Below are 18,640 nucleotides of genomic sequence, written 5' to 3'. Positions count from 1 at the left end.
GCAACGTATGCGGACTTCTCCAGCACCAAGGGGTGCCGGGGACAGGCCGGAGAGGAGGTCTTTTGCCATGGATGGCAAAAGTAGCGCCCAGGGATGGGTTCACAGCGCCTCCTCGCAGGCCTGTCGCCGGTCAGCCCCGGCGGCCTTCACCAGCGCCGATCGCCGCCAAGGGTAGTGGGTCTAACGGTATTTGAGGCGCACGCCGTCCTGCCCCTCTACTTCACGCAGCGCGATCAGCAGCTCGTCGCTGGGTGCCACGCGCCACTGCGCATCGAGTTCCATCCAGCCGGCGGCGAAATCGTTGCGATAGCGCAGACGCACCGGCAGGCCACCGTCGTCACGGTGCGGCGTCAAGCTGTCGCGCAGCGTGTCGACCAATCGGCCATTGACCCGGGTGCCGTCGAGAGAGAGCTCCACCGCCTCGCCGTAGCGCGCACGGGCGGCCACCATCGGCGTGACATCCTTGCCGCGCAGGCGCAGGCCGCCGGAGAAGTCGTCGCTGGAGACCTCGCCCTCGACGATCAGTACCTGATCGGCCTCGATCTGGCCGCGCAGGGAATCGAACAGCTCACCGAAAAGCGACGCCTCGATGCGTCCGGTGCGGTCGTCCAGGGTAATGAATGCCATGGTGTCGCCACGCTTGGACTTCATGGTGCGCATGGCCACCACCAGGCCGGCCACGCGCTGCGACTCGCGAGAGGGCTTGAGATCGCTGATGCGGGTGGAGACGAAACGGGCAAGCTCTTTCTCATACTCGTCGATGGGATGCCCGGTGAGGTAGAGCCCCAAGGTCTCCTTCTCACCGGCGAGGCGCTCCTTGTCGGTCCATTCGCGGGCGCCGCGGTAGGCCTCGTAGGGATCGCTCTCGGCTTCATCGTCGGCGAAGGCTTCGCCGAACATGTCCATCATGCCCAGGTTCTGGTTGGTCTGGGTCTGGGCGGCGGCGCGGATGGCGTCGTCGAGTGCCGCGGAAAGCACCGCGCGGTTCGGGCCCAGGTTGTCCAGGGCGCCGGAGCGGATCAATGCCTCCAGCGTGCGCTTGTTCATGCGCTTGGGGTCGACCCGGCGGCAGAAGTCGAACAGGTCGGCGAACGCCCCGTCCGTCTCGCGCGCCTCGACGATGGCACCGATGGGCCCCTCGCCCACGCCGCGAATGGCGCCCAGGCCATAAACCACGCGCCCCTCGCTGTCGACGCTGAACTTGTAGGCGCCGATATTGACGTCCGGCGGCGTCACGGTGAGCCCGATGCGCCGCGACTCTTCGATCAGCGGCACCACCTTGTCGAGGTTGTCCATCTCGGTGGACATTACCGCGGCCATGAACGGGCCGGGGTAGTGCGTCTTGAGCCAGGCGGTCTGGTAGGAGACCAGGCCGTAGGCCGCCGAATGCGACTTGTTGAAGCCGTAGCCGGCGAACTTCTCTACCAGGTCGAAGATGTTGCCCGCCAGTTCCTTGTCGATGCCGTTGGCCGCACAGCCTTCCATGAAGCCGGCACGCTGCTTGGCCATCTCCTCGGGTTTCTTCTTGCCCATCGCCCGGCGCAGCATGTCGGCCTGGCCCAGGGTGTAGCCGGCCAGCACCTGAGCGATCTGCATCACCTGCTCTTGATAGAGGATGATGCCGTAGGTGGGCTCGAGTACCGGTTTGAGCCACTCGTGCTGATAGTCCGGGTGCGGGTAGGAGATCTCGGCACGGCCGTGCTTGCGGTTGATGAAGTCGTCGACCATGCCCGACTGCAGCGGCCCTGGGCGGAACAGCGCGACCAGTGCGATCATGTCCTCCAGCGAGTCGGGCAGCAGGCGCTTGATCAGCTCCTTCATGCCGCGCGATTCGAGCTGGAACACCGCAGTGGTCTCGGCGCGCTTGAGCATCTCGAAGGTGGGCCCGTCGTCGAGCGGGATGCTATCGATGTTGAGCGGCCCCTCTCCCTTGACCGCACGCACCTTGTCGACCATTTCCAGCGCCCAGTCGATGATGGTCAGGGTGCGCAAGCCGAGGAAGTCGAACTTGACCAGCCCGGCCTCCTCGATGTCGTTCTTGTCGAACTGCACGACCAGGCCGTTGCCCTCCTCGTCGCACAGCAGCGGCGAGAAATCGGTCAGCTTGGTGGGCGCGATCACCACGCCGCCGGCGTGCTTGCCGGTACCGCGAGTGATGCCCTCGAGCTTTACCGCCATTTCCCAGATCTCGGCGGCCTCCTCGTCATTCTCGATGAACTCCTTCAGCGCCGGCTCCGCTTCGATGGCCTTGGCCAGCGTCATGCCCACCTCGAAAGGGATCAGCTTGGAGAGCTTGTCGCCGAGCGAATAGGGCTTGCCCTGGGCACGGGCCACGTCGCGCACCACCGCCTTGGCCGCCATGGTGCCGAAGGTGACGATCTGCGATACCGCGTTGCGGCCGTAGCGGTCGGCCACGTACTCGATCACCCGGTCGCGCTTCTCCATGCAGAAGTCGACGTCGAAGTCGGGCATCGAGACCCGTTCGGGATTGAGGAAGCGCTCGAACAGCAGGTCGTACTCCAGCGGGTCGAGATCGGTGATCTTCTGCGCGTAGGCCACCAGCGAGCCGGCCCCGGAGCCACGCCCTGGCCCTACCGGCACGTCGTTCTCCTTGGCCCACTTGATGAAGTCCATCACGATCAGGAAATAGCCGGGGAAGCCCATCTGGATGATGATGTCGAGCTCGAAATCCAGCCGCTCGCGGTAGCGCTTGTCGATCTCGACGAACTCGGCACCGTCACGCGGATACTTCTCGGCCGGGTAGAGGAAGTCGAGGCGCTCGGTGAGGCCGTCGTGGGAGACCTTGCGGAAGAACTCGTCCTGGGTCATGCCCTCGGGAATCTCGAACTCGGGCAGGAAGATCTCGCCCAGGCGCACGTCGACGTTGCAGCGCGCGGCGATCATCACGCTGTTCTCGAGCGCCTCTGGAATGTCGGCGAACAGCTCGGCCATTTCCGCCGGGCTCTTGAGATACTGCTCCTCGGTATACTTGCGCTCTCGGCGCGGGTCGTCGAGCGCCTTGCCCTCGCCGATTGAGACCCGCGTCTCGTGTGCCCAGAAGTCGTCGCGCTCGAGGAAACGCACGTCGTTAGTGGCCACCACCGGCGTATCCGTCGCCATGGCAAGCTCCACCGAGAGGTGCACGCACTCCTCCTCCAGCGGCCGTCCGGTGCGGATCAGCTCCAGATAGAAGCGATCGGGGAAGGCGGACTTCCACTCTTCGAGCAGTGCACGCGCCTCGTCGCGATGGTCCGACAGCAGGTGCCTTCCAATCTCACCTTCGCGGCCGCCGGACAGCGCGATCAGCCCCTCGCTCTGGGCGAACACCCAGCGCTTTTCCAGCACCGCGCGCCCTTGGCGCTGCCCCTGCATCCAGCCACGCGAGATCAGCTCGGTGAGGTTGCGGTAGCCGGTGCCGTTCATCGCCAGCAGCGTCAGCCGATAGGGGTGCGTCTCGTCGTGGGGGTTGGCCAGCCACAGGTCGGCCCCGATGACCGGCTTGAGGCCGCTGCCCTGAGCGCCGCGATAGTACTTGACCAGGCCAAACAGGTTGGATTCGTCGGTCACGGCCAGCGCCGGCATGCCCTGCTCGGCGGTGGCCTTGAGCAGGGGCTTGAGCCGCACCAGACCGTCGACCAGGGAGTACTCGGTATGGACGCGAAGGTGTACGAAAGGCGTGGTCATAAGAGGCTCGGGGTGTGGCGGTGTGTGGGCTAAAGCAGCTCGAGTTGGCCCTTCAGCGGGGCGAAGGAGCGACGATGCTCGGGCAATGGCCCGAGGCGCTCCAGCGCGTCAAGGTGTTCGGGCGTGGCGTAGCCCTTGTGACGGGCGAAGCCATACTCGGGGTAGAGGCCATGGAGCGCCACCATCTGCGCATCGCGCGCCACCTTGGCCAGTATCGAGGCGGCGGCAATGGCCGGATGGCGGGCATCCCCCTTGACGATCGCCTGGCCGGGGACATGATGCCCGGGCAGGCGATTGCCGTCCACCAGCAGGTACTCCGGCACCAGCGACAAGCCATCGATCGCCCGGCGCATGGCCAGATGGGTGGCATGGTAGATGTTGAGTTCATCGACCTCGGCGTGACTCGCCTCTGCCACGGCGTAGGCCAGAGCTCGCTCGCGGATCTCAGCGTCGAGCTGTACACGCCGCTGCGGGGTAAGCTTCTTCGAATCGGTCAGGCCCTCGATGGGGCGCATGGGATCGAGGATCACCGCTGCGGCCACCACCGCACCGATCAACGGCCCACGGCCCACTTCATCGACACCGGCCAGCAAATGGCCCTGGTAGTCGATCACCAACGGAGGAAACGGACAGTCGCTCATGTCTACTCTCTCCCTCTCTGCGGCGCCCGTTCGGCCGCTGCCTCACTCCCCGCTTCGCTGTCCAGCGAGGCGGGAAGCGGCTGCCCTGCGACCACGGCCTCGATGGCATCGACCGCCCTGGCACTGGCATTGCGCTGCAGCCCGGCATGCAGCTCGGCGAAGCGCGCCTCGAGGGCGACGCGGCGCTCGGCGTCGTCGAGCATCGCCCCGAGATGCGTGACGATCGCCTCGGGTGTCACGGCGTCCTGGATCAGCTCCGGCACCAAGGTTTCCTGAGCGATCAGGTTGGGCAGCGAGATCCACCGGGTCTTGACCAGGCGACGGGCCAGCCAGTGCGTCAGCGGCGCCATGCGATAGGCGACCAGCATCGCGCGATGACACAGCATCGCCTCGAGGGCCGCCGTCCCCGAAGCCAGCAATACCGCGTCGCTGGCCACCATCGCCTCGCGCGCCCGACCGTCGAGCAGCGTGACCCGCCCCTCCAGCGTCGGACGGCTTGCCAGCAGGCGTTCGAGCTCCTCCCGGCGCAGCGGTGTCGCCGCTGGGATCACCACCTTGAGTGCGGCACGTTCGCGACACAGTCGCTCGGCTGCATCGAGAAAAGTGGTGCCGAGAAAGCGGACTTCGTTGCTCCGCGAGCCCGGCAGCACGGCCAGCACCGGCGCGTCTTGCGGCAGGCCGAGTTCGCCCCGCGCGCCGCCACGATCACAGACCAGCGGCAGCTCGTCGGCCAGCGGATGGCCGACAAAGGCCACCGGCAGACGATGTCGTTCGTAGAAGGCCGCCTCGAAGGGCAGGAACGTGAGCATGGCGTCGACCGACTTGGCGATGCCCTTCACTCGGCCCTGGCGCCAAGCCCATACCGTAGGGCTGACATAATGAACCGTGGTTAGCCCCGCCTCGCGCAGCTGACGCTCGAGACCGAGGTTGAAGTCCGGGGCATCGATGCCGATCATCACGTCGGGCTGCCATGCCAGGGCATCGGCGCGCAGGGCGCGACGCACCCGGACCAGCTCGGGCAGATGCTTGAGCACCTCGACCAAGCCCATGACCGAGAGCGTTTCCAGCGGGAAGCGGCTGTCGATACCCTCGGCAATCATGCCGGGGCCACCGATACCACGGAACTGCACCTCGGGATGGCGCGCCTTCAGCGCACGCATCAGGCTCGCCCCGAGCAGGTCGCCGGACATTTCGCCGGCGACGATATAGACACGCGCAAGCTTGCTCATATCCAACCCGTTGCGAAGCCGCGTCAGCGTATGATGCCGCGTGTCGAGACCTCGATGGAGGCAGCGAAGGTTTCGGTCTCGGGCAGCGCGTAGCGGCTGCGTATCTCCTCCAGCGCCTGCGGTACGGTCAGTCCCTGACGATAGACCAGCCGGTAGCTATCGTTCAGCGCCTTGATCGTCTCGGCAGAGAAGCCGCGCCGCTTGAGTCCCACCTGGTTGAGCCCGTGCACCCTGGCCGGATTGCCGTTGATCATGACGAAGGCGGGGGTGTCCTTGGTGATGATTGAACCACCGCCGGCCATGGCGTGATCGCCGAAGTGACAGAATTGATGGATCGCCGACAGGCCGCCGAGAATGGCGAAGTTGCCCAAGGTCACGTGCCCGGCCAAGGTCGCCTGGTTGGCCAGCACACAGTCGTCGCCGATGACGCAGTCATGGCCGACATGCACATAAGCCATGAACAGGTTGCGCGAACCGATGGTGGTCTCGCCCCGGTCCTGTGCGGTACCCCGATGCAGCGTCACGCATTCGCGAATGACGTTGTCGTCGCCCATCACCAGACGCGTCGGCTCGCCGGCATATTTCTTGTCCTGGCAATCCTCGCCCACCGAGGCGAACTGGAAGATACGCGTTCGCGCTCCCAGTACGGTCGGCCCCTTGATGACAACGTGTGGGCCAATACGGCTGCCGGGCCCGATCTCGACGTCGGGTCCGATCACGCTGAAGGGCCCGACTTCCACATCCTCGGCCAGACGTGCCCCAGGGTCGACGATGGCAGTGGTATGTATCAAGAAACCTTCCTCTCCGCACAGATGACGTCGGCCTCGCAGACCAGTTCGCCATCTACCGTAGCACGACAGGCGAACTTCCAGATGCCGCGCTTTTCACGCTCGACCTTCGCCTCCAGCCGCAGTCGGTCGCCCGGCATCACCGGCCGCTTGAAACGTGCGTTGTCGCTACCTACGAGGTAATAGACATAGCCGTCGGCCGGCAGCTTGTTGACGGTCTTGAAGCCGAGAATTCCACAGGCCTGCGCAAGCGCTTCCAGCACCAGCACCCCGGGCATGATCGGATGGTGTGGGAAATGGCCATTGAAGAACGGCTCGTTGATGCTGACGTTCTTATAGGCAACGATGGATTCACCCAGGCTCAGCTCCGTTACCCGGTCGATCAGCAGGAACGGGTATCGGTGCGGCAGGTATTCACGAATCTCGTTGATGTCCATTACCATCGTAGCGACCTCTGAAATGAAGTAGGGAAGCCATTACGAGCGTCGGCGCGCATCGCCCGGGCTTCCCGATAGAACGCCTGCATCAGGCAAGCGGAATTATAGCGCCGCCCGACCCTGCCTCAACCCTCCTGGCTGCGCTTCTCCAGCCGCGCCAGACGCCGGGCGAAATCATCGAGCTGCTTGAAGCGCACCGCATTCTTGCGCCACAAGCCATTGACCATGGCCCCGGTACCGGAGGAGTAGATGCCCGGCTCATGAATCGAGTTGGTCACCAGACTCATGCCGGTGACCTGTACGCCGTCGCAGAGTGTCAGGTGGCCGGCGAGCCCCACGCCGCCACCCAGCATGCAGTTCCTGCCCACCCGGGTGGAGCCGGCGATACCGACGCAGCCAGCCAGCGCCGTGTGATCGCCGATGCGCACATTGTGCGCGATCTGCACCTGGCTATCGATCTTGACGTCGTTGCCGATCACGGTGTCGTCGAGCGCACCGCGATCGATGCTGGAGCAGCTGCCCACCTCGACGTCGTCGCCCAGCACCACGCCACCGAGCTGGGCGATCTTGTGCCAGCGACCGCCGTCATGGGCAAAGCCGAAACCGTCGCCACCGATCACGCAGCCGCTGTGCAGGATGACCCGCGCCCCGGCGATCACGCCATGACAGACGGTGACGTTGGGATGCAGGCGCGAGCCGGCGCCGATGCGCGAGCCGGCGCCGATGAAGCAGCCGGCACCGACCACCACCTCGTCGCCCAGCTCCACACCCGCCTCGATGACGGCATTGGGGCCGATCTCGACTCGCTCGCCCAGTACCACGTCATCGGCCACCACGGCCTCGGGATGGATGCCCCCTTGAGGAGCTGCCAGGATCGGGTCGAACAGCTGCGACAGCTGGGCGTAGCCAAGATAGGGGTTCGACAACTCCAGTCGTGCCCCGGGACAGGCGTCTGCATGCTCCGGATGCAGCAGCACGGCGCCGGCCGAGGTCCCCGACAGATCCTTCAGATAGCTGCGGTTGGCCACGAAGGCAACCTGATCGGGGCCGGCCTCCTTCAAGGTAGCCAGCCCCCGGACCCGGAGAGCGCCGTCCCCCACAAGGTGGGCGCCAAGCCGCTCGGCCAGTTCGGCCAGGGTGAATTCACGAATTGCTGGATGCGTCATGGAAACCCGTATCGACAGCGAGCGGCAGCGACTGCCGCAATGTTCAGTTGAGAGTGTTGAGGATTTCGATCACTTCGTCCGTCAGATTGGGCAGGTCCTGTTCGGCGTGAAGCACACCCTGGGGTTCCACCAACACCTCGACGCCGTGTCGCTCGATCACTTGGCCCACCGCCTCTTGCAGCTTCGGCTCGGCCTGCTGCAGGAATTCCTGCTCGGCCTGCATCTGCGCCTCCATGATCTGCTGGCGCAGCTGCTCGAAGCGGCTGCCTTTCTGCTGGAATTCCTGAATCAGCGACTGTCGCTCGGCGTCGGGGAGGCTATCGCCCTCCTGCTGCAGCCGCTGCTGCAGCTGGGACAGCTCCTGGCCCAGCGACTGGGCCTCCTGCTGCTGGCCGGACAGACGGCCCTCGAGGTCCTGCATGGAGCGCTGGGCAGCATCGGAAGCGAGCAGCGCCCTGCGCCAGTCCAGTACCGCAACCTCGGCCGAGTAGGCCGGGACGGCCAGCGCGGCGAACAGTCCCAGGCAAAGAATGGCAATCGACTTACGCATGCAAAGCACCTCTTGGCAGGCCGGCTCAGAACGTCTGGCCCAGCGAGAATTGGAAGAACTGAGTATCGTCGCCACTTTCGTCGTTGAGCGGCTCGGCGATGCTGAAGGTCAGCGGCCCGACCGGCGTCAGCCAGGAGAGACCTACGCCGACGCTGTAGCGCAGTTCGCCCAGATCGATTCCCGACGAGCAATTCGAAGGGCCGTCGCCCTCGACCACCGGGTAGCAGCTGGTCAGGAAGGTGTTGCCGGCATCGACGAAGAAGCCGGTCTGCAACGAGCGCTGATCCTCGATGAAGGGCAGCGGGAAGAGCAGCTCGGCACTGCCTTCGACCAGAATGTTGCCGCCCAGCGTCCGGTCGCGCCCGGACTCGCGCGGCGTGGTGCGCTCACCCAGGGTGTTGGCGGTGAAGCCGCGCACCGACCCCAAGCCACCGGCAAAGAAATTCTCGTAGAACGGGTAGGGATCGTTACCGATGCTGTCGGCATAGCCCAGAGTGGTGCCGAACTTGAGGGCCCAGGTCTCCTCCTCGTTGAGCGCGAAGAGCTGCTGGGCGCGGGCGCGCAGCTTGTAGTAGTCGGCATCGCTGCCGGGTGCTGCGGTCTCCAGCGACACGCGCTGGTAATCGCCCGAGGTGGGCATGATGCCGCGGTTGAGGTTGTTGCGGGTCCAGCTCGCGGTGAGCTTGAGACTCTGGGCCTCGGCGCCCTGGTCGTCGACGTAGCGCACGATCTCCGAAGCGGTATCGCGGTAGGTCTTGATCGAGAGGTCCTCGAGACTGGCCCCGAAGTTGAGCCGCGACAGTTCGCTGACCGGATAGCCGAAGTTGATCCCCGCGCCATAGGCGTCGGTGGAGTAGGTCGAGATATCCGAGTCCTCGTAGTCGGTCTCGCGATAGAACAGATTGTAACCGCGCGAGATGCCGTCCAGCGTCCAGTAGGGGTCGGTGAAGCCGAAGTTGACACTGGTGAAGGTGTCGCTGCGCTGGGCGCCGATATTGACGCGGTTGCCGGTACCCAGGAAGTTGTTCTGCGCCAGGGCCGCCCCGTAGATCACCCCGGCGCTCTGGGAGAAACCGATGCTCGCCGACACCGAGCCGGAGGGCTGCTCTTCGACGGTATAGGTCACGTCAAGCTTGTCGGGCTCTCCGGCCACCGGCTGGGTCTCCACTTCCACCTGGCGGAAAAAGCCCAGGCGCTCCAGACGACGACGCGACTGGCTGATCGACTCGGTGGAGGCCGGTGCCCCCTCCATCTGGATCATCTCGCGGCGCAGCACCTCGTCCTGGGTGGTGGTGTTACCGATGAAGTTGATCCGGCGCACGTAGGCACGGCGCCCCGGTTCGACGTGGAAGGTGAGGTCGACCGTCTCGCCGTCGGCGCGCGGCTCGGGCACGCCCTCCACGCGGGCGAAAGCGAAGCCCTCGGCGCCCAGTCGCGAGCGCAGCGCCTCGTTGGTGGCGATCACGTCGCTGCGCGAGAAGGTCTCGCCGCTCTCCACCTGCAGCAGATTACGCGCCTCGCGCTCGCTGATCTGCAGCTCGCCGGCGAAGTCGATGTTACCCAGCCTGTACTGGCTGCCCTCGTCGACGTTGATAGTGACGAAGATCTGCGACTTGTCGGGGCTGATCGACACCTGAGTAGAGGTAATGTTGAAATTGACGTAGCCGCGATCGAGGTAGAAGGAGCGTAGCCGCTCCAGGTCGCCGGCCAACGCCTCGCGGGAGTACTCGTCCTTTGAGAACCAACCGAAGAAGCGTCCGGGACGGTCGTTGAGCTCGAACACCTCGCGCAGCTCGTCATCGTCGAACTGTCGATTGCCGACGATGTTGATCTGACGGATCTTGGCCACCGCACCTTCGTTGATGTCGATATCGACCTGGACGCGCCCCTCGTCGATCTCGCGCACGCTGGTCTCGATACGGGCACTGTAGCGCCCCTGGGCCTGGTAGACCCCCTCCAGCTCGCGCTGGATGTCCTCGAGCGTCGATATCTGCAGCACCTGGCCTTCCGCCAGCCCGCCTTCGCGCAGTCCGCGACGCAGGTCCTCTTCCGAGAGCTGCTTGTTGCCGCTGATGTTGAGGCGCGAGATGGTCGGCCGCTCGACGACCTGGATGACCAGCACGTTGCCGTCGCGAGCAAGCTGAATATCCTCGAACAGGCCGGTGGCGAACAGGCTCTGAGCCGCCTCGGCAAGCTCACGGTCATCGACCTGGTCACGTGTGCTGATGGGGAAGGCGTTGAAGACGGAAGCAGCGGAAACCCGCTGCAGCCCCTCCACGCGAATGTCGGAAACTTCGAAAGGTTCGGCCAGCACCGTACTGGAACCGGCCAGCAGCAGTGCCGCCAGTCCGAGGGTCTTGATATTCATGCAGTCGCTTCGCTCGCGTTGATCCGCCTGCCTGTCCAGACAGGCACCATATACATATGTGCGGGTGACTGACAAGGCAGAGCGAAGCTCCGCCTCCCCGTGCCCCTGTGGGGCGCTTGCTACCAGAGACGCATCAGATCGAAATACAGGGCCATCAGCATCAACGTACCGACCAGCGCCAGGCCGATGCGCAATCCAAACGCCTGAGCCCGCTCCGACACCGGCCGGCCGCGAACCACCTCGACGAAATAGTAAAGCAGGTGGCCACCATCCAGTACCGGAATGGGCAACAGGTTCAACACCGCCAGGCTGATCGAGAGATAGGCCAGGAAGCTGACGAAACTCTCAAGCCCGGTGCGCGCCGTGTCGCCTGCCATCTGGGCGATGGTGATCGGCCCCGACAGGTTGGACGGTGAGATCAGCCCCACCAGCATCTTGCGAATCGCATCCAGGGTCAGCAGCGTCATCTCACCGGTACGGCTCATGGCCTGCCCCACCGCCGCCACGGGGCCGTAGCGAATCTCGCGGCGATACTCCTCGGGCCATTCGACCGCTTCGACGCCGGCACCCACATAGCCGATGGCCGCCCCGGCCTCGATGTCGCGCGTGCCCGGCGTGAGCGTCAGCCCGAGACGCTCGTCACCACGCGCCACCTCTAGCTCCAGCGTCTCGCCCGGCCGGCCGCGCACCATACTGACGAAATCCATCCACTCCTCGACCGGGTTGCCGTTCACGGCCAGAATCCGGTCGCCCGGTCGCAGCCCCGCCTCGGCAGCGGGTTCACCGTCGATCACCTGGCCCAGCACCGCAGGAATGCGCGGCTGCCAGGGTGTAATGCCGAGCGTGGCCAGCGGCTGTGGCGGCTCCTGGCGCACCAGGTACTCTTCCACCGGCAGTCGATAGCGGCGAGGCTCGGATGCGGCACCCTCGCGAGCCTGAAGGGAAAGCTCCCCGCTGTGGCCGATATGTGCGATCAGGCGCAGGTTGATCTCATCCCAGGAGCGCACCTCGCTGTCCTGAACGGCTACGATCTCCTGTCCTGATTGCAGGCCGCTGCGGGCCGCCGGCGAATCGGGCGTCACCTCGCCTATTACCGGTGCCACGGTGGAGGTGCCGGCCACGAACAGCGCCCAGTAGGCGACGATAGCGAGCAGGAAGTTGGCCAGCGGCCCCGCCGCGACGATGGCGATGCGCTGCCACACCGTCTTGCGGTTGAACGCTTCATGGAGCTGCTCGCCGGGAACCGGCGCCTCACGCTCGTCGAGCATCTTGACATAGCCGCCAAGCGGAATCGCTGCTACGGCGAACTCGGTCCCGTGACGATCGACGCGGGACCAGATCGGCTTGCCGAAGCCCACCGAAAAGCGCAACACCCTGACACCACAGCGGCGCGCCACCCAGTAATGGCCGAACTCGTGGAAGGTGATCAACAGGCCCAGCACCACGATGACGGCCAGCACGTTCTGGATCAGACCCAAGTCATTCTCCTTGCAAAGTCACGCCGACGGCCGCCCGCGGCTCAGCGTCGCTCTAGCCTGGCGCGCGCCGTCTGGCGCGCCCGGGCATCGGCATCGAGGATGAGCTCCAGATCGCCACCGGCCTCGACCGGCAGCGCTTCCAGGACTTCCGCCACCAGCTCACCGATTCCCGGAAAGCTCAACCGCCCCGCCAGGAAGGCATCGACGGCCACCTCGTTGGCCCCGTTGAGCACGGCCGGCGCCGTACCGCCGGCCTGCATAGCTTCGCGCGCCAGTCGCAGGCAGGGAAACGCCACCTCGTCGGGCGCCTCGAAGTCGAGACGGGCTATCTGGAACAGATCCAGTGGCTCGACCCCGGCCTCGATGCGCTCTGGCCATGCCAGCCCGTAGGCAATCGGGGTGCGCATGTCCGGGTTACCCAACTGGGCCAGCACGGAGCCATCGCTGTAGGCGGCCATGGAGTGGATCACGCTCTGCGGGTGCACCACCACCTGCACCTGGTCGGGCCGGGCATCGAACAGCCAGCACGCCTCGATCAGTTCCAGGCCCTTGTTCATTAGCGTGGCGCTGTCGACCGAGATCTTGCGCCCCATCGACCAATTGGGATGAGCACAGGCCTGTGCCGGCGTCACCGTGGCCAGACGTTCACGGGACCAGCCGCGGAAGGGGCCGCCGGAGGCGGTCAGCAGCAGCTGAGTCACGCCATGGCGGGACAGGCCGCCGCGGTGCTCGGGTGGTAGACACTGGTAGATGGCATTATGTTCGGAATCGATCGGCAGCAGCGTTGCTCCATGGCGCGTCACCGCATCCATGAACAGCGCTCCGGACATTACCAGCGCCTCCTTGTTGGCCAGCAGCACGCGCTTGCCGGCACGCACCGCGGCAAGCGTCGGCAACAGGCCTGCGGCGCCGACGATGGCGGCCATCACCACGTCGGCGCCAGCGTCACTCGCCGCCTCGACGAGCGCCGCCTCACCCGCGCACACCTCGGTATCGAGCCCCGCTTCGGCCAGGCGCTCATGCAGCCAGGCCGCATCTTCCTTGCCACCGAGCACCGCCACCGCCGGGCGATGGCGCAGGCACAGCGTCAGCAGCGCCTCGCGCGAGCGGTGAGCCGTCAACGCATGCACCCGGTAACGCTCGGGGTGGCGCGCGATCACGTCGAGCGTACTGGTGCCAATGGAGCCGGTGGCCCCCAGCACCGTGACACTCTGTTGGTGAAGCGTCCCATTCATGTCACAGCATCCCGAGCGAGAGCAGCGCAAATAGCGGCACCGCCGCGGTCAGGCTGTCGATGCGGTCGAGCACGCCGCCGTGTCCGGGCAACAAGTTGCTGGAGTCCTTGATGCCGCGAAAGCGCTTCAACATGCTCTCCAGCAGGTCACCAAGTACCGAGACCAGCGTCACTCCCGCGGTCACCATCACCAGCCCCAGCCCCGCGGCCACACCAAGCCCCTGCCACACGGCGAACAGCAGCGCCAGCAGCAGCGTCACGGCCACGCCGCCGGCCACGCCCTCCCAGGACTTGCCGGGGCTCACCCCCGGTGCGAGCTTGCGACGGCCCCAGGCGCGCCCGCAGAAATAGGCCCCGATATCGGCGCCCCATACCAACAGCAGCACGTAGAGCAACCACACACCGCCGGTGTCGCGCAGCACATTGAAGCCGACCCAGGCCGGCAGCAGCACCCACAGCCCCATGGCAAGGCGTGCCGTCGTCGAACCCCACTGCTCGCGCTTCGCCGGATAGTGCACGACCCAGTAGAAATTGACCGCCCAGCCGGCCACGGCGAACCACAGCGGCCAGACAGACCGCGCCGCGCCACACCACCAAAGCAGCGCCATCAGCAGAGCCAGGACGGCCACCAGTGCCAGGCGACGGCTTGCCGCCAGCACCCCGGCGAGGTTGGTCCACTCCCAGGCGGCCAGCAGCACGACGACGCCGGTAAAGGCGGCAAAGGCGCCGCCCGCCAGGCCGAACAGACCGGCCAGCATCAGCGGCGCCAGCCATGCCGCCGTCACGATCCGCTGTCTAAGCACCTTTCGCCTCGATCTGTTCATCGGTCATACCGAAGCGACGCTGGCGCCGACAGAAATCGTCGATCGCCATATCGAAAGCCTGACCGTCGAAGTCCGGCCACAGCAGCGGCGTGAAATAGAGTTCGGCATAGGCCATCTGCCACAGCAGGAAATTGGAGATGCGCTGCTCGCCACTGGTACGGATACACAGATCGATCGGCGCCTCGTCGCCCAGGCACAGCTCCCGCTGGAAAGCGTCCTCGTCGATGGCGCCAGGTTCAAGTTCGCCGGCCGCGGCACGTTCGGCCAGATGCCGGGTGGCGTTGACGATGTCCCAGCGGCCGCCGTAATTGGCAGCCACGACAAGGTGCAGGCCGGTATTTTCACGGGTGAGCTCCTCGGCCCGCACGATGTATTTCTGGATCGAGGAAGAGAAGGCGCTGCGGTCGCCGATGACGGAGAGGCGGATACCGTTGTCGTGCAGCTTGCGCACTTCGCGCTTGAGCGCGATGAGAAACAGCTCCATCAGGGCGCGCACCTCGGCCTCAGGGCGGCGCCAGTTCTCACTGGAGAAGGCGAACAGTGTCAGGGTGTGGATGCCGCGCTCAGCGGCCCGGCGAATCACCGCGCGCACGGCCTCGACGCCGGCACGGTGGCCGCGAATGCCGGACAGCCCACGTGCACGCGCCCAGCGATTGTTGCCGTCCATGATGATCGCCACGTGTCGAGGCAGGTCGTCGCCGGGGGGCTTGGGTGGCATCTGCGATGCGGAAGTCTGCGCTGACGTCATGATGTCTCGCAATGGCGGTGTAAGGACCGGGCGGCAACGCGGCAGGCCGCCGCCCGGCGCTGCTCAGACCTGCATCAGGTCGTGTTCCTTCACTTCGAGCTGCTTGTCGATCTCGGCGATGTACTTGTCGGTCAGCTTCTGGATGGCATCCTCGGCGCGGTGCTGCTCGTCCTCGGAGATTTCCTTCTCCTTGAGCAGGGCCTTGATGTCGTTGTTGGCATCGCGACGTACGTTGCGTACCGCCACGCGAGCATTCTCGGCCTCGGCACGAGCCTGCTTGATGTAGCCCTTGCGGGTCTCCTCGGTGAGCATCGGCATCGGCACGCGGATCACGTTGCCGGCACTCGCCGGATTCAGGCCCAGGTCGGAGGTCATGATCGCCTTCTCGATCTTGGGCACCAGGTTCTGCTCCCACGGCACCACGGAGAGGGTTCGAGCGTCTTCCACGTTGACCGATGCTACCTGGTTGAGCGGTACCTGGCTGCCGTAATACTCCACGGTGACCGAGTCGAGAATGCTGGAATGAGCACGCCCGGTACGGATCTTGTTGAAATTGGCATGCAGAGCGTCGAGGCTCTTCTTCATGCGACTTTCGGCATCTTTCTGGATGTCATTGATCACGGGTATCAACCTCTGTCTATCAGCGTGCCTTCCTTGCCGCCCACCACCAGGTTCAGCAGGGCGCCCGGCTTGTTCATGTTGAAGACGCGAACCGGCATGTCATGGTCCCGCACCAGGCAGATAGCGGTCAAATCCATGATGCCGAGCTTCTGATCGAGCGCATTATCGTAGCTCAGATGATCGTACTTGACCGCATCGGCATGCTTCACCGGGTCCTTGTCGTAGACGCCGTCCACCTTGGTGGCCTTTACCACCACGTCGGCATCGATCTCGATGCCGCGCAGGCAGGCCGCGGAATCGGTGGTGAAGAAGGGATTGCCGGTGCCGGCGGAGAACAATACCACGTCTCCCGAGGTCAGGTAGCGAATCGCGGTACGGCGATCGTAATGCTCGACCACACCACTCATGGGAATGGCGGACATGACCCGGGAACGGATGTTGGAACGCTCCAGGGCGTCGCGCATGGCCAGCGCATTCATCACCGTGGCCAGCATGCCCATGTGGTCGCCGGTGACCCGGTCCATGCCGGCCGCGTTGAGAGCGGCGCCACGAAACAGGTTGCCGCCGCCGATGACGATACCCACCTGCACGCCGATACCGACCAACTGGCCGATCTCCAGCGCCATGCGATCGAGCACCTGGGGGTCGATGCCGAAGTCGTGCTCACCCATAAGGGCCTCGCCAGAGAGCTTGAGCAGGATACGCTTGTACTTCGACTTCTCGGCGCGGGACTTGGCGGGGCTGTCGACGAGATCGGATGCGGGCATGGCAACTCTCCTGGGCGTCAAGGGGATGAAGCTACTCTACTATGTCCGACGCGGGGGCCGGATACGAGAAGGCGTGCGCTCGCGCGCACGCCATTCTCGAGCTGGAACCTCTGACCTTAGCGACGGCCAGCCTGTTCCATGACTTCCTTGGCGAAGTCGACCTCTTCCTTCTCGATGCCCTCGCCCACCTCGAAACGGGTGAAGCCGATCACCTCACCGCCGGCGGCCTTGACGAACTCGGCGACGGACTGGTTCGGATCCTTGACGAAGGGCTGCTCGGTCAGGCTGTTCTCGGCCAGGTACTTCTTCAGGCGGCCTTCGACCATCTTCTCGGCGATCTGCTCGGGCTTGCCGGCCATGTCGGGCTGGGCCAGGATGATCGCCTTCTCCTTGTCGAGCTGCTCCTGAGGCATGTTCTCGGGACGCGCCACGGCCGGGTTGATCGCAGCCACGTGCATGGCGACGTCCTTGGCCACTTCGCTGTTGCCACCCTTGAGCACGGTGAGCACACCGATACGGCCGCCGTGGACGTACTCGCCCACCAGCCCGCCTTCGGGCGCCTCGACCACGGCGCAGCGACGCACGCCGATGTTCTCGCCGATCTTCTGCACCAGCTGCTCGCGGGCGCTCTCGAGAGCCCCTTCCATCACCGCGGCGACGTCTTCGCTCTTGGCAGCGAAGAAGGCATCGGCAACCTGGTCGGCGAACGCCTTGAAATTGTCGTCACGAGCGACGAAGTCGGTCTCGGAGTTGATCTCGACCACCACGCCGTAGCTGCCGTCCTCGGCGACGCGAGTCGCCACGGCGCCTTCGGCGGCGGTACGACCGGCCTTCTTGGCGGCCTTCAGACCCGAGCTCTTGCGCAGGTTCTCGATAGCGACTTCGATGTCACCATCGGCTTCGGTGAGTGCCTTCTTGCACTCCATCATGCCGAGCCCGGTACGCTCGCGCAGTTCCTTCACCTGGGAAGCGCTGATCGCTGCCATGGTATTCACCTCTCGATAAGTGGAACCCGTTCAGGTTCGACCTGGGAATAAGGGCGCCGGGCCCATGGGCCCGGTGGGGTCCCGCCCCGCCGCAACGGAGCGGTCGCGGGCGGCCATCTTGGTCGGCCGCCCGCCCGGATCGACAGCGCCGATCCGGGCGACTCGCCGTTACTCGGCAGCGGCAGCCGCGTCGCCGCCTTCACCCTCGGTGACCTCGACGAATTCGTCGGGACGGCCTTCCTTCGCCCGCGCGCAGGCATCGGCGATGGCCTTGACGTAGATCTGAATGGCACGGATGGAGTCATCGTTGCCGGGGATCACGTAGTCGACGCCGTCCGGGTCGGAGTTGGTGTCCACCACGCCGATGACCGGGATACCGAGCTTGTTCGCCTCGTTGATGGCGATGCGCTCGTGGTCGACATCGATCACGAACAGCGCGTCGGGCAGGCCGCCCATCTCCTTGATGCCGCCGATGGAACGCTCGAGCTTGTCCTGCTCGCGGGTCGCCATCAGGACTTCTTTCTTGGTCAGCTTCTCGAAGGTGCCGTCCTCGCGCATTGTCTCGAGGTCGCGCAGACGCTTGATCGACTGCCGGATGGTCTTGTAGTTGGTCAGCATGCCACCGAGCCAGCGGTGGTTGACGAAAGGCATGCCGACGCGGTTGGCCTCTTCCTTGATGATCTTGCTCGCGCTGCGCTTGGTGCCGACGAACAGGATCTTGTTGTTGGCCGCCGCCATCTTCTCGACCACGTCGATCACCTCGTTGAGGGCCGGCAGGGTGTGCTCGAGGTTGATGATGTGGATCTTGTTGCGGGCGCCGAAGATGAATTTGCCCATCTTCGGGTTCCAGTAACGGGTCTGGTGGCCGAAGTGTGCGCCTGCCTTGAGCAGGTCGCGCATGTTGACATGTGCCATGGATGACTCCTGAAAAATCGGGTTAGGCCTCCACGCACCCCATGGATCCGACTGCCGGGACCGACCGCGGCAGCACCCGGGACCATGTGCCGGTACGTGTGTGTTTTCAAGGCTGTTGAGTTAACGGCTCGAGCCGCGACCTGTCGCTGCCGGACGCCGACGCTCCGCCGCCTCGCCGCCGAACCGACCTGGGCCAGACGGGCG

General features: G+C 65.2%; 16 protein-coding genes. All 16 read right to left on the bottom strand.

Annotation, left to right across the window (positions count from 1 at the left end; all coding sequences use genetic code 11):
* Nucleotides 1-180: 180 nt before the first annotated feature.
* Nucleotides 181-3,684 carry a DNA polymerase III subunit alpha gene (dnaE, locus tag KPL81_RS04845; protein ID WP_219790896.1) on the bottom strand — a complete coding sequence of 1,168 codons (3,504 nt, stop codon included), beginning with the start codon at nucleotides 3,682-3,684 and terminating at the stop codon, nucleotides 181-183.
* A 29-nt stretch (nucleotides 3,685-3,713) separates the two neighbouring features.
* Nucleotides 3,714-4,325, bottom strand: coding sequence for a ribonuclease HII (gene rnhB / locus KPL81_RS04840; protein WP_219790895.1), 612 nt, complete (start codon nucleotides 4,323-4,325; stop codon nucleotides 3,714-3,716).
* Between the two features lie 2 nt (nucleotides 4,326-4,327).
* A complete protein-coding gene (gene lpxB, locus KPL81_RS04835) occupies nucleotides 4,328-5,554 on the bottom strand; it encodes a lipid-A-disaccharide synthase (protein WP_219790894.1) in 1,227 nt (408 codons plus the stop codon).
* 23 nt (nucleotides 5,555-5,577) lie between these two features.
* Nucleotides 5,578-6,345, bottom strand: coding sequence for an acyl-ACP--UDP-N-acetylglucosamine O-acyltransferase (lpxA, locus tag KPL81_RS04830; protein ID WP_209475958.1), 768 nt, complete (start codon nucleotides 6,343-6,345; stop codon nucleotides 5,578-5,580).
* The gene (gene fabZ, locus KPL81_RS04825; RefSeq protein WP_209475956.1) at nucleotides 6,342-6,785 is read right to left on the bottom strand and encodes a 3-hydroxyacyl-ACP dehydratase FabZ; all 444 of its coding nucleotides are present in this window, start codon (nucleotides 6,783-6,785) and stop codon (nucleotides 6,342-6,344) included. The genes lpxA and fabZ overlap by 4 nt, the downstream gene beginning before the upstream one ends.
* Before the next feature lie 119 nt (nucleotides 6,786-6,904).
* Complete coding sequence (lpxD, locus tag KPL81_RS04820) at nucleotides 6,905-7,945, bottom strand: UDP-3-O-(3-hydroxymyristoyl)glucosamine N-acyltransferase (protein ID WP_219790893.1); 1,041 nt, start codon at nucleotides 7,943-7,945, stop codon at nucleotides 6,905-6,907.
* 43 nt (nucleotides 7,946-7,988) lie between these two features.
* On the bottom strand, nucleotides 7,989-8,495 hold the full coding sequence (locus tag KPL81_RS04815) for an OmpH/Skp family outer membrane protein (RefSeq protein ID WP_209475953.1): 507 nt from the start codon (nucleotides 8,493-8,495) through the stop codon (nucleotides 7,989-7,991).
* Nucleotides 8,496-8,520: 25 nt separating this feature from the next.
* Nucleotides 8,521-10,863 carry an outer membrane protein assembly factor BamA gene (bamA, locus tag KPL81_RS04810; protein WP_240549065.1) on the bottom strand — a complete coding sequence of 781 codons (2,343 nt, stop codon included), beginning with the start codon at nucleotides 10,861-10,863 and terminating at the stop codon, nucleotides 8,521-8,523.
* A gap of 119 nt (nucleotides 10,864-10,982) precedes the next feature.
* Entirely contained in the window at nucleotides 10,983-12,341 is a 1,359-nt protein-coding gene (rseP, locus tag KPL81_RS04805; protein WP_219790892.1) for a sigma E protease regulator RseP, read from the bottom strand.
* A gap of 41 nt (nucleotides 12,342-12,382) precedes the next feature.
* Complete coding sequence (gene ispC, locus KPL81_RS04800; RefSeq protein ID WP_219790891.1) at nucleotides 12,383-13,576, bottom strand: 1-deoxy-D-xylulose-5-phosphate reductoisomerase; 1,194 nt, start codon at nucleotides 13,574-13,576, stop codon at nucleotides 12,383-12,385.
* A 1-nt stretch (nucleotide 13,577) separates the two neighbouring features.
* Nucleotides 13,578-14,378: a phosphatidate cytidylyltransferase gene (locus KPL81_RS04795; protein ID WP_219790890.1), complete on the bottom strand. Its 801-nt coding sequence runs from the start codon at nucleotides 14,376-14,378 to the stop codon at nucleotides 13,578-13,580.
* A complete protein-coding gene (gene uppS / locus KPL81_RS04790) occupies nucleotides 14,371-15,147 on the bottom strand; it encodes a polyprenyl diphosphate synthase (protein ID WP_422674099.1) in 777 nt (258 codons plus the stop codon). The genes KPL81_RS04795 and uppS overlap by 8 nt, the downstream gene beginning before the upstream one ends.
* A gap of 63 nt (nucleotides 15,148-15,210) precedes the next feature.
* Nucleotides 15,211-15,768: a ribosome recycling factor gene (gene frr, locus KPL81_RS04785; RefSeq protein ID WP_219790889.1), complete on the bottom strand. Its 558-nt coding sequence runs from the start codon at nucleotides 15,766-15,768 to the stop codon at nucleotides 15,211-15,213.
* A gap of 5 nt (nucleotides 15,769-15,773) precedes the next feature.
* The gene (pyrH, locus tag KPL81_RS04780) at nucleotides 15,774-16,535 is read right to left on the bottom strand and encodes a UMP kinase (RefSeq protein ID WP_219790888.1); all 762 of its coding nucleotides are present in this window, start codon (nucleotides 16,533-16,535) and stop codon (nucleotides 15,774-15,776) included.
* Between the two features lie 116 nt (nucleotides 16,536-16,651).
* Nucleotides 16,652-17,521 (bottom strand): translation elongation factor Ts, encoded by an 870-nt coding sequence (tsf, locus tag KPL81_RS04775; RefSeq protein WP_209475942.1) that lies wholly within the window; start codon nucleotides 17,519-17,521, stop codon nucleotides 16,652-16,654.
* A gap of 168 nt (nucleotides 17,522-17,689) precedes the next feature.
* Nucleotides 17,690-18,436, bottom strand: coding sequence for a 30S ribosomal protein S2 (rpsB, locus tag KPL81_RS04770; RefSeq protein WP_209475940.1), 747 nt, complete (start codon nucleotides 18,434-18,436; stop codon nucleotides 17,690-17,692).
* Nucleotides 18,437-18,640 lie beyond the last annotated feature (204 nt).

This window comes from Billgrantia antri, from assembly GCF_019430905.1.
GTDB classification, from domain to species: domain Bacteria; phylum Pseudomonadota; class Gammaproteobacteria; order Pseudomonadales; family Halomonadaceae; genus Halomonas; species Halomonas antri.
The sequence above is the reverse complement of the archived record's forward strand: the minus strand, read 5'-3'. Positions and strand labels throughout refer to the sequence as shown.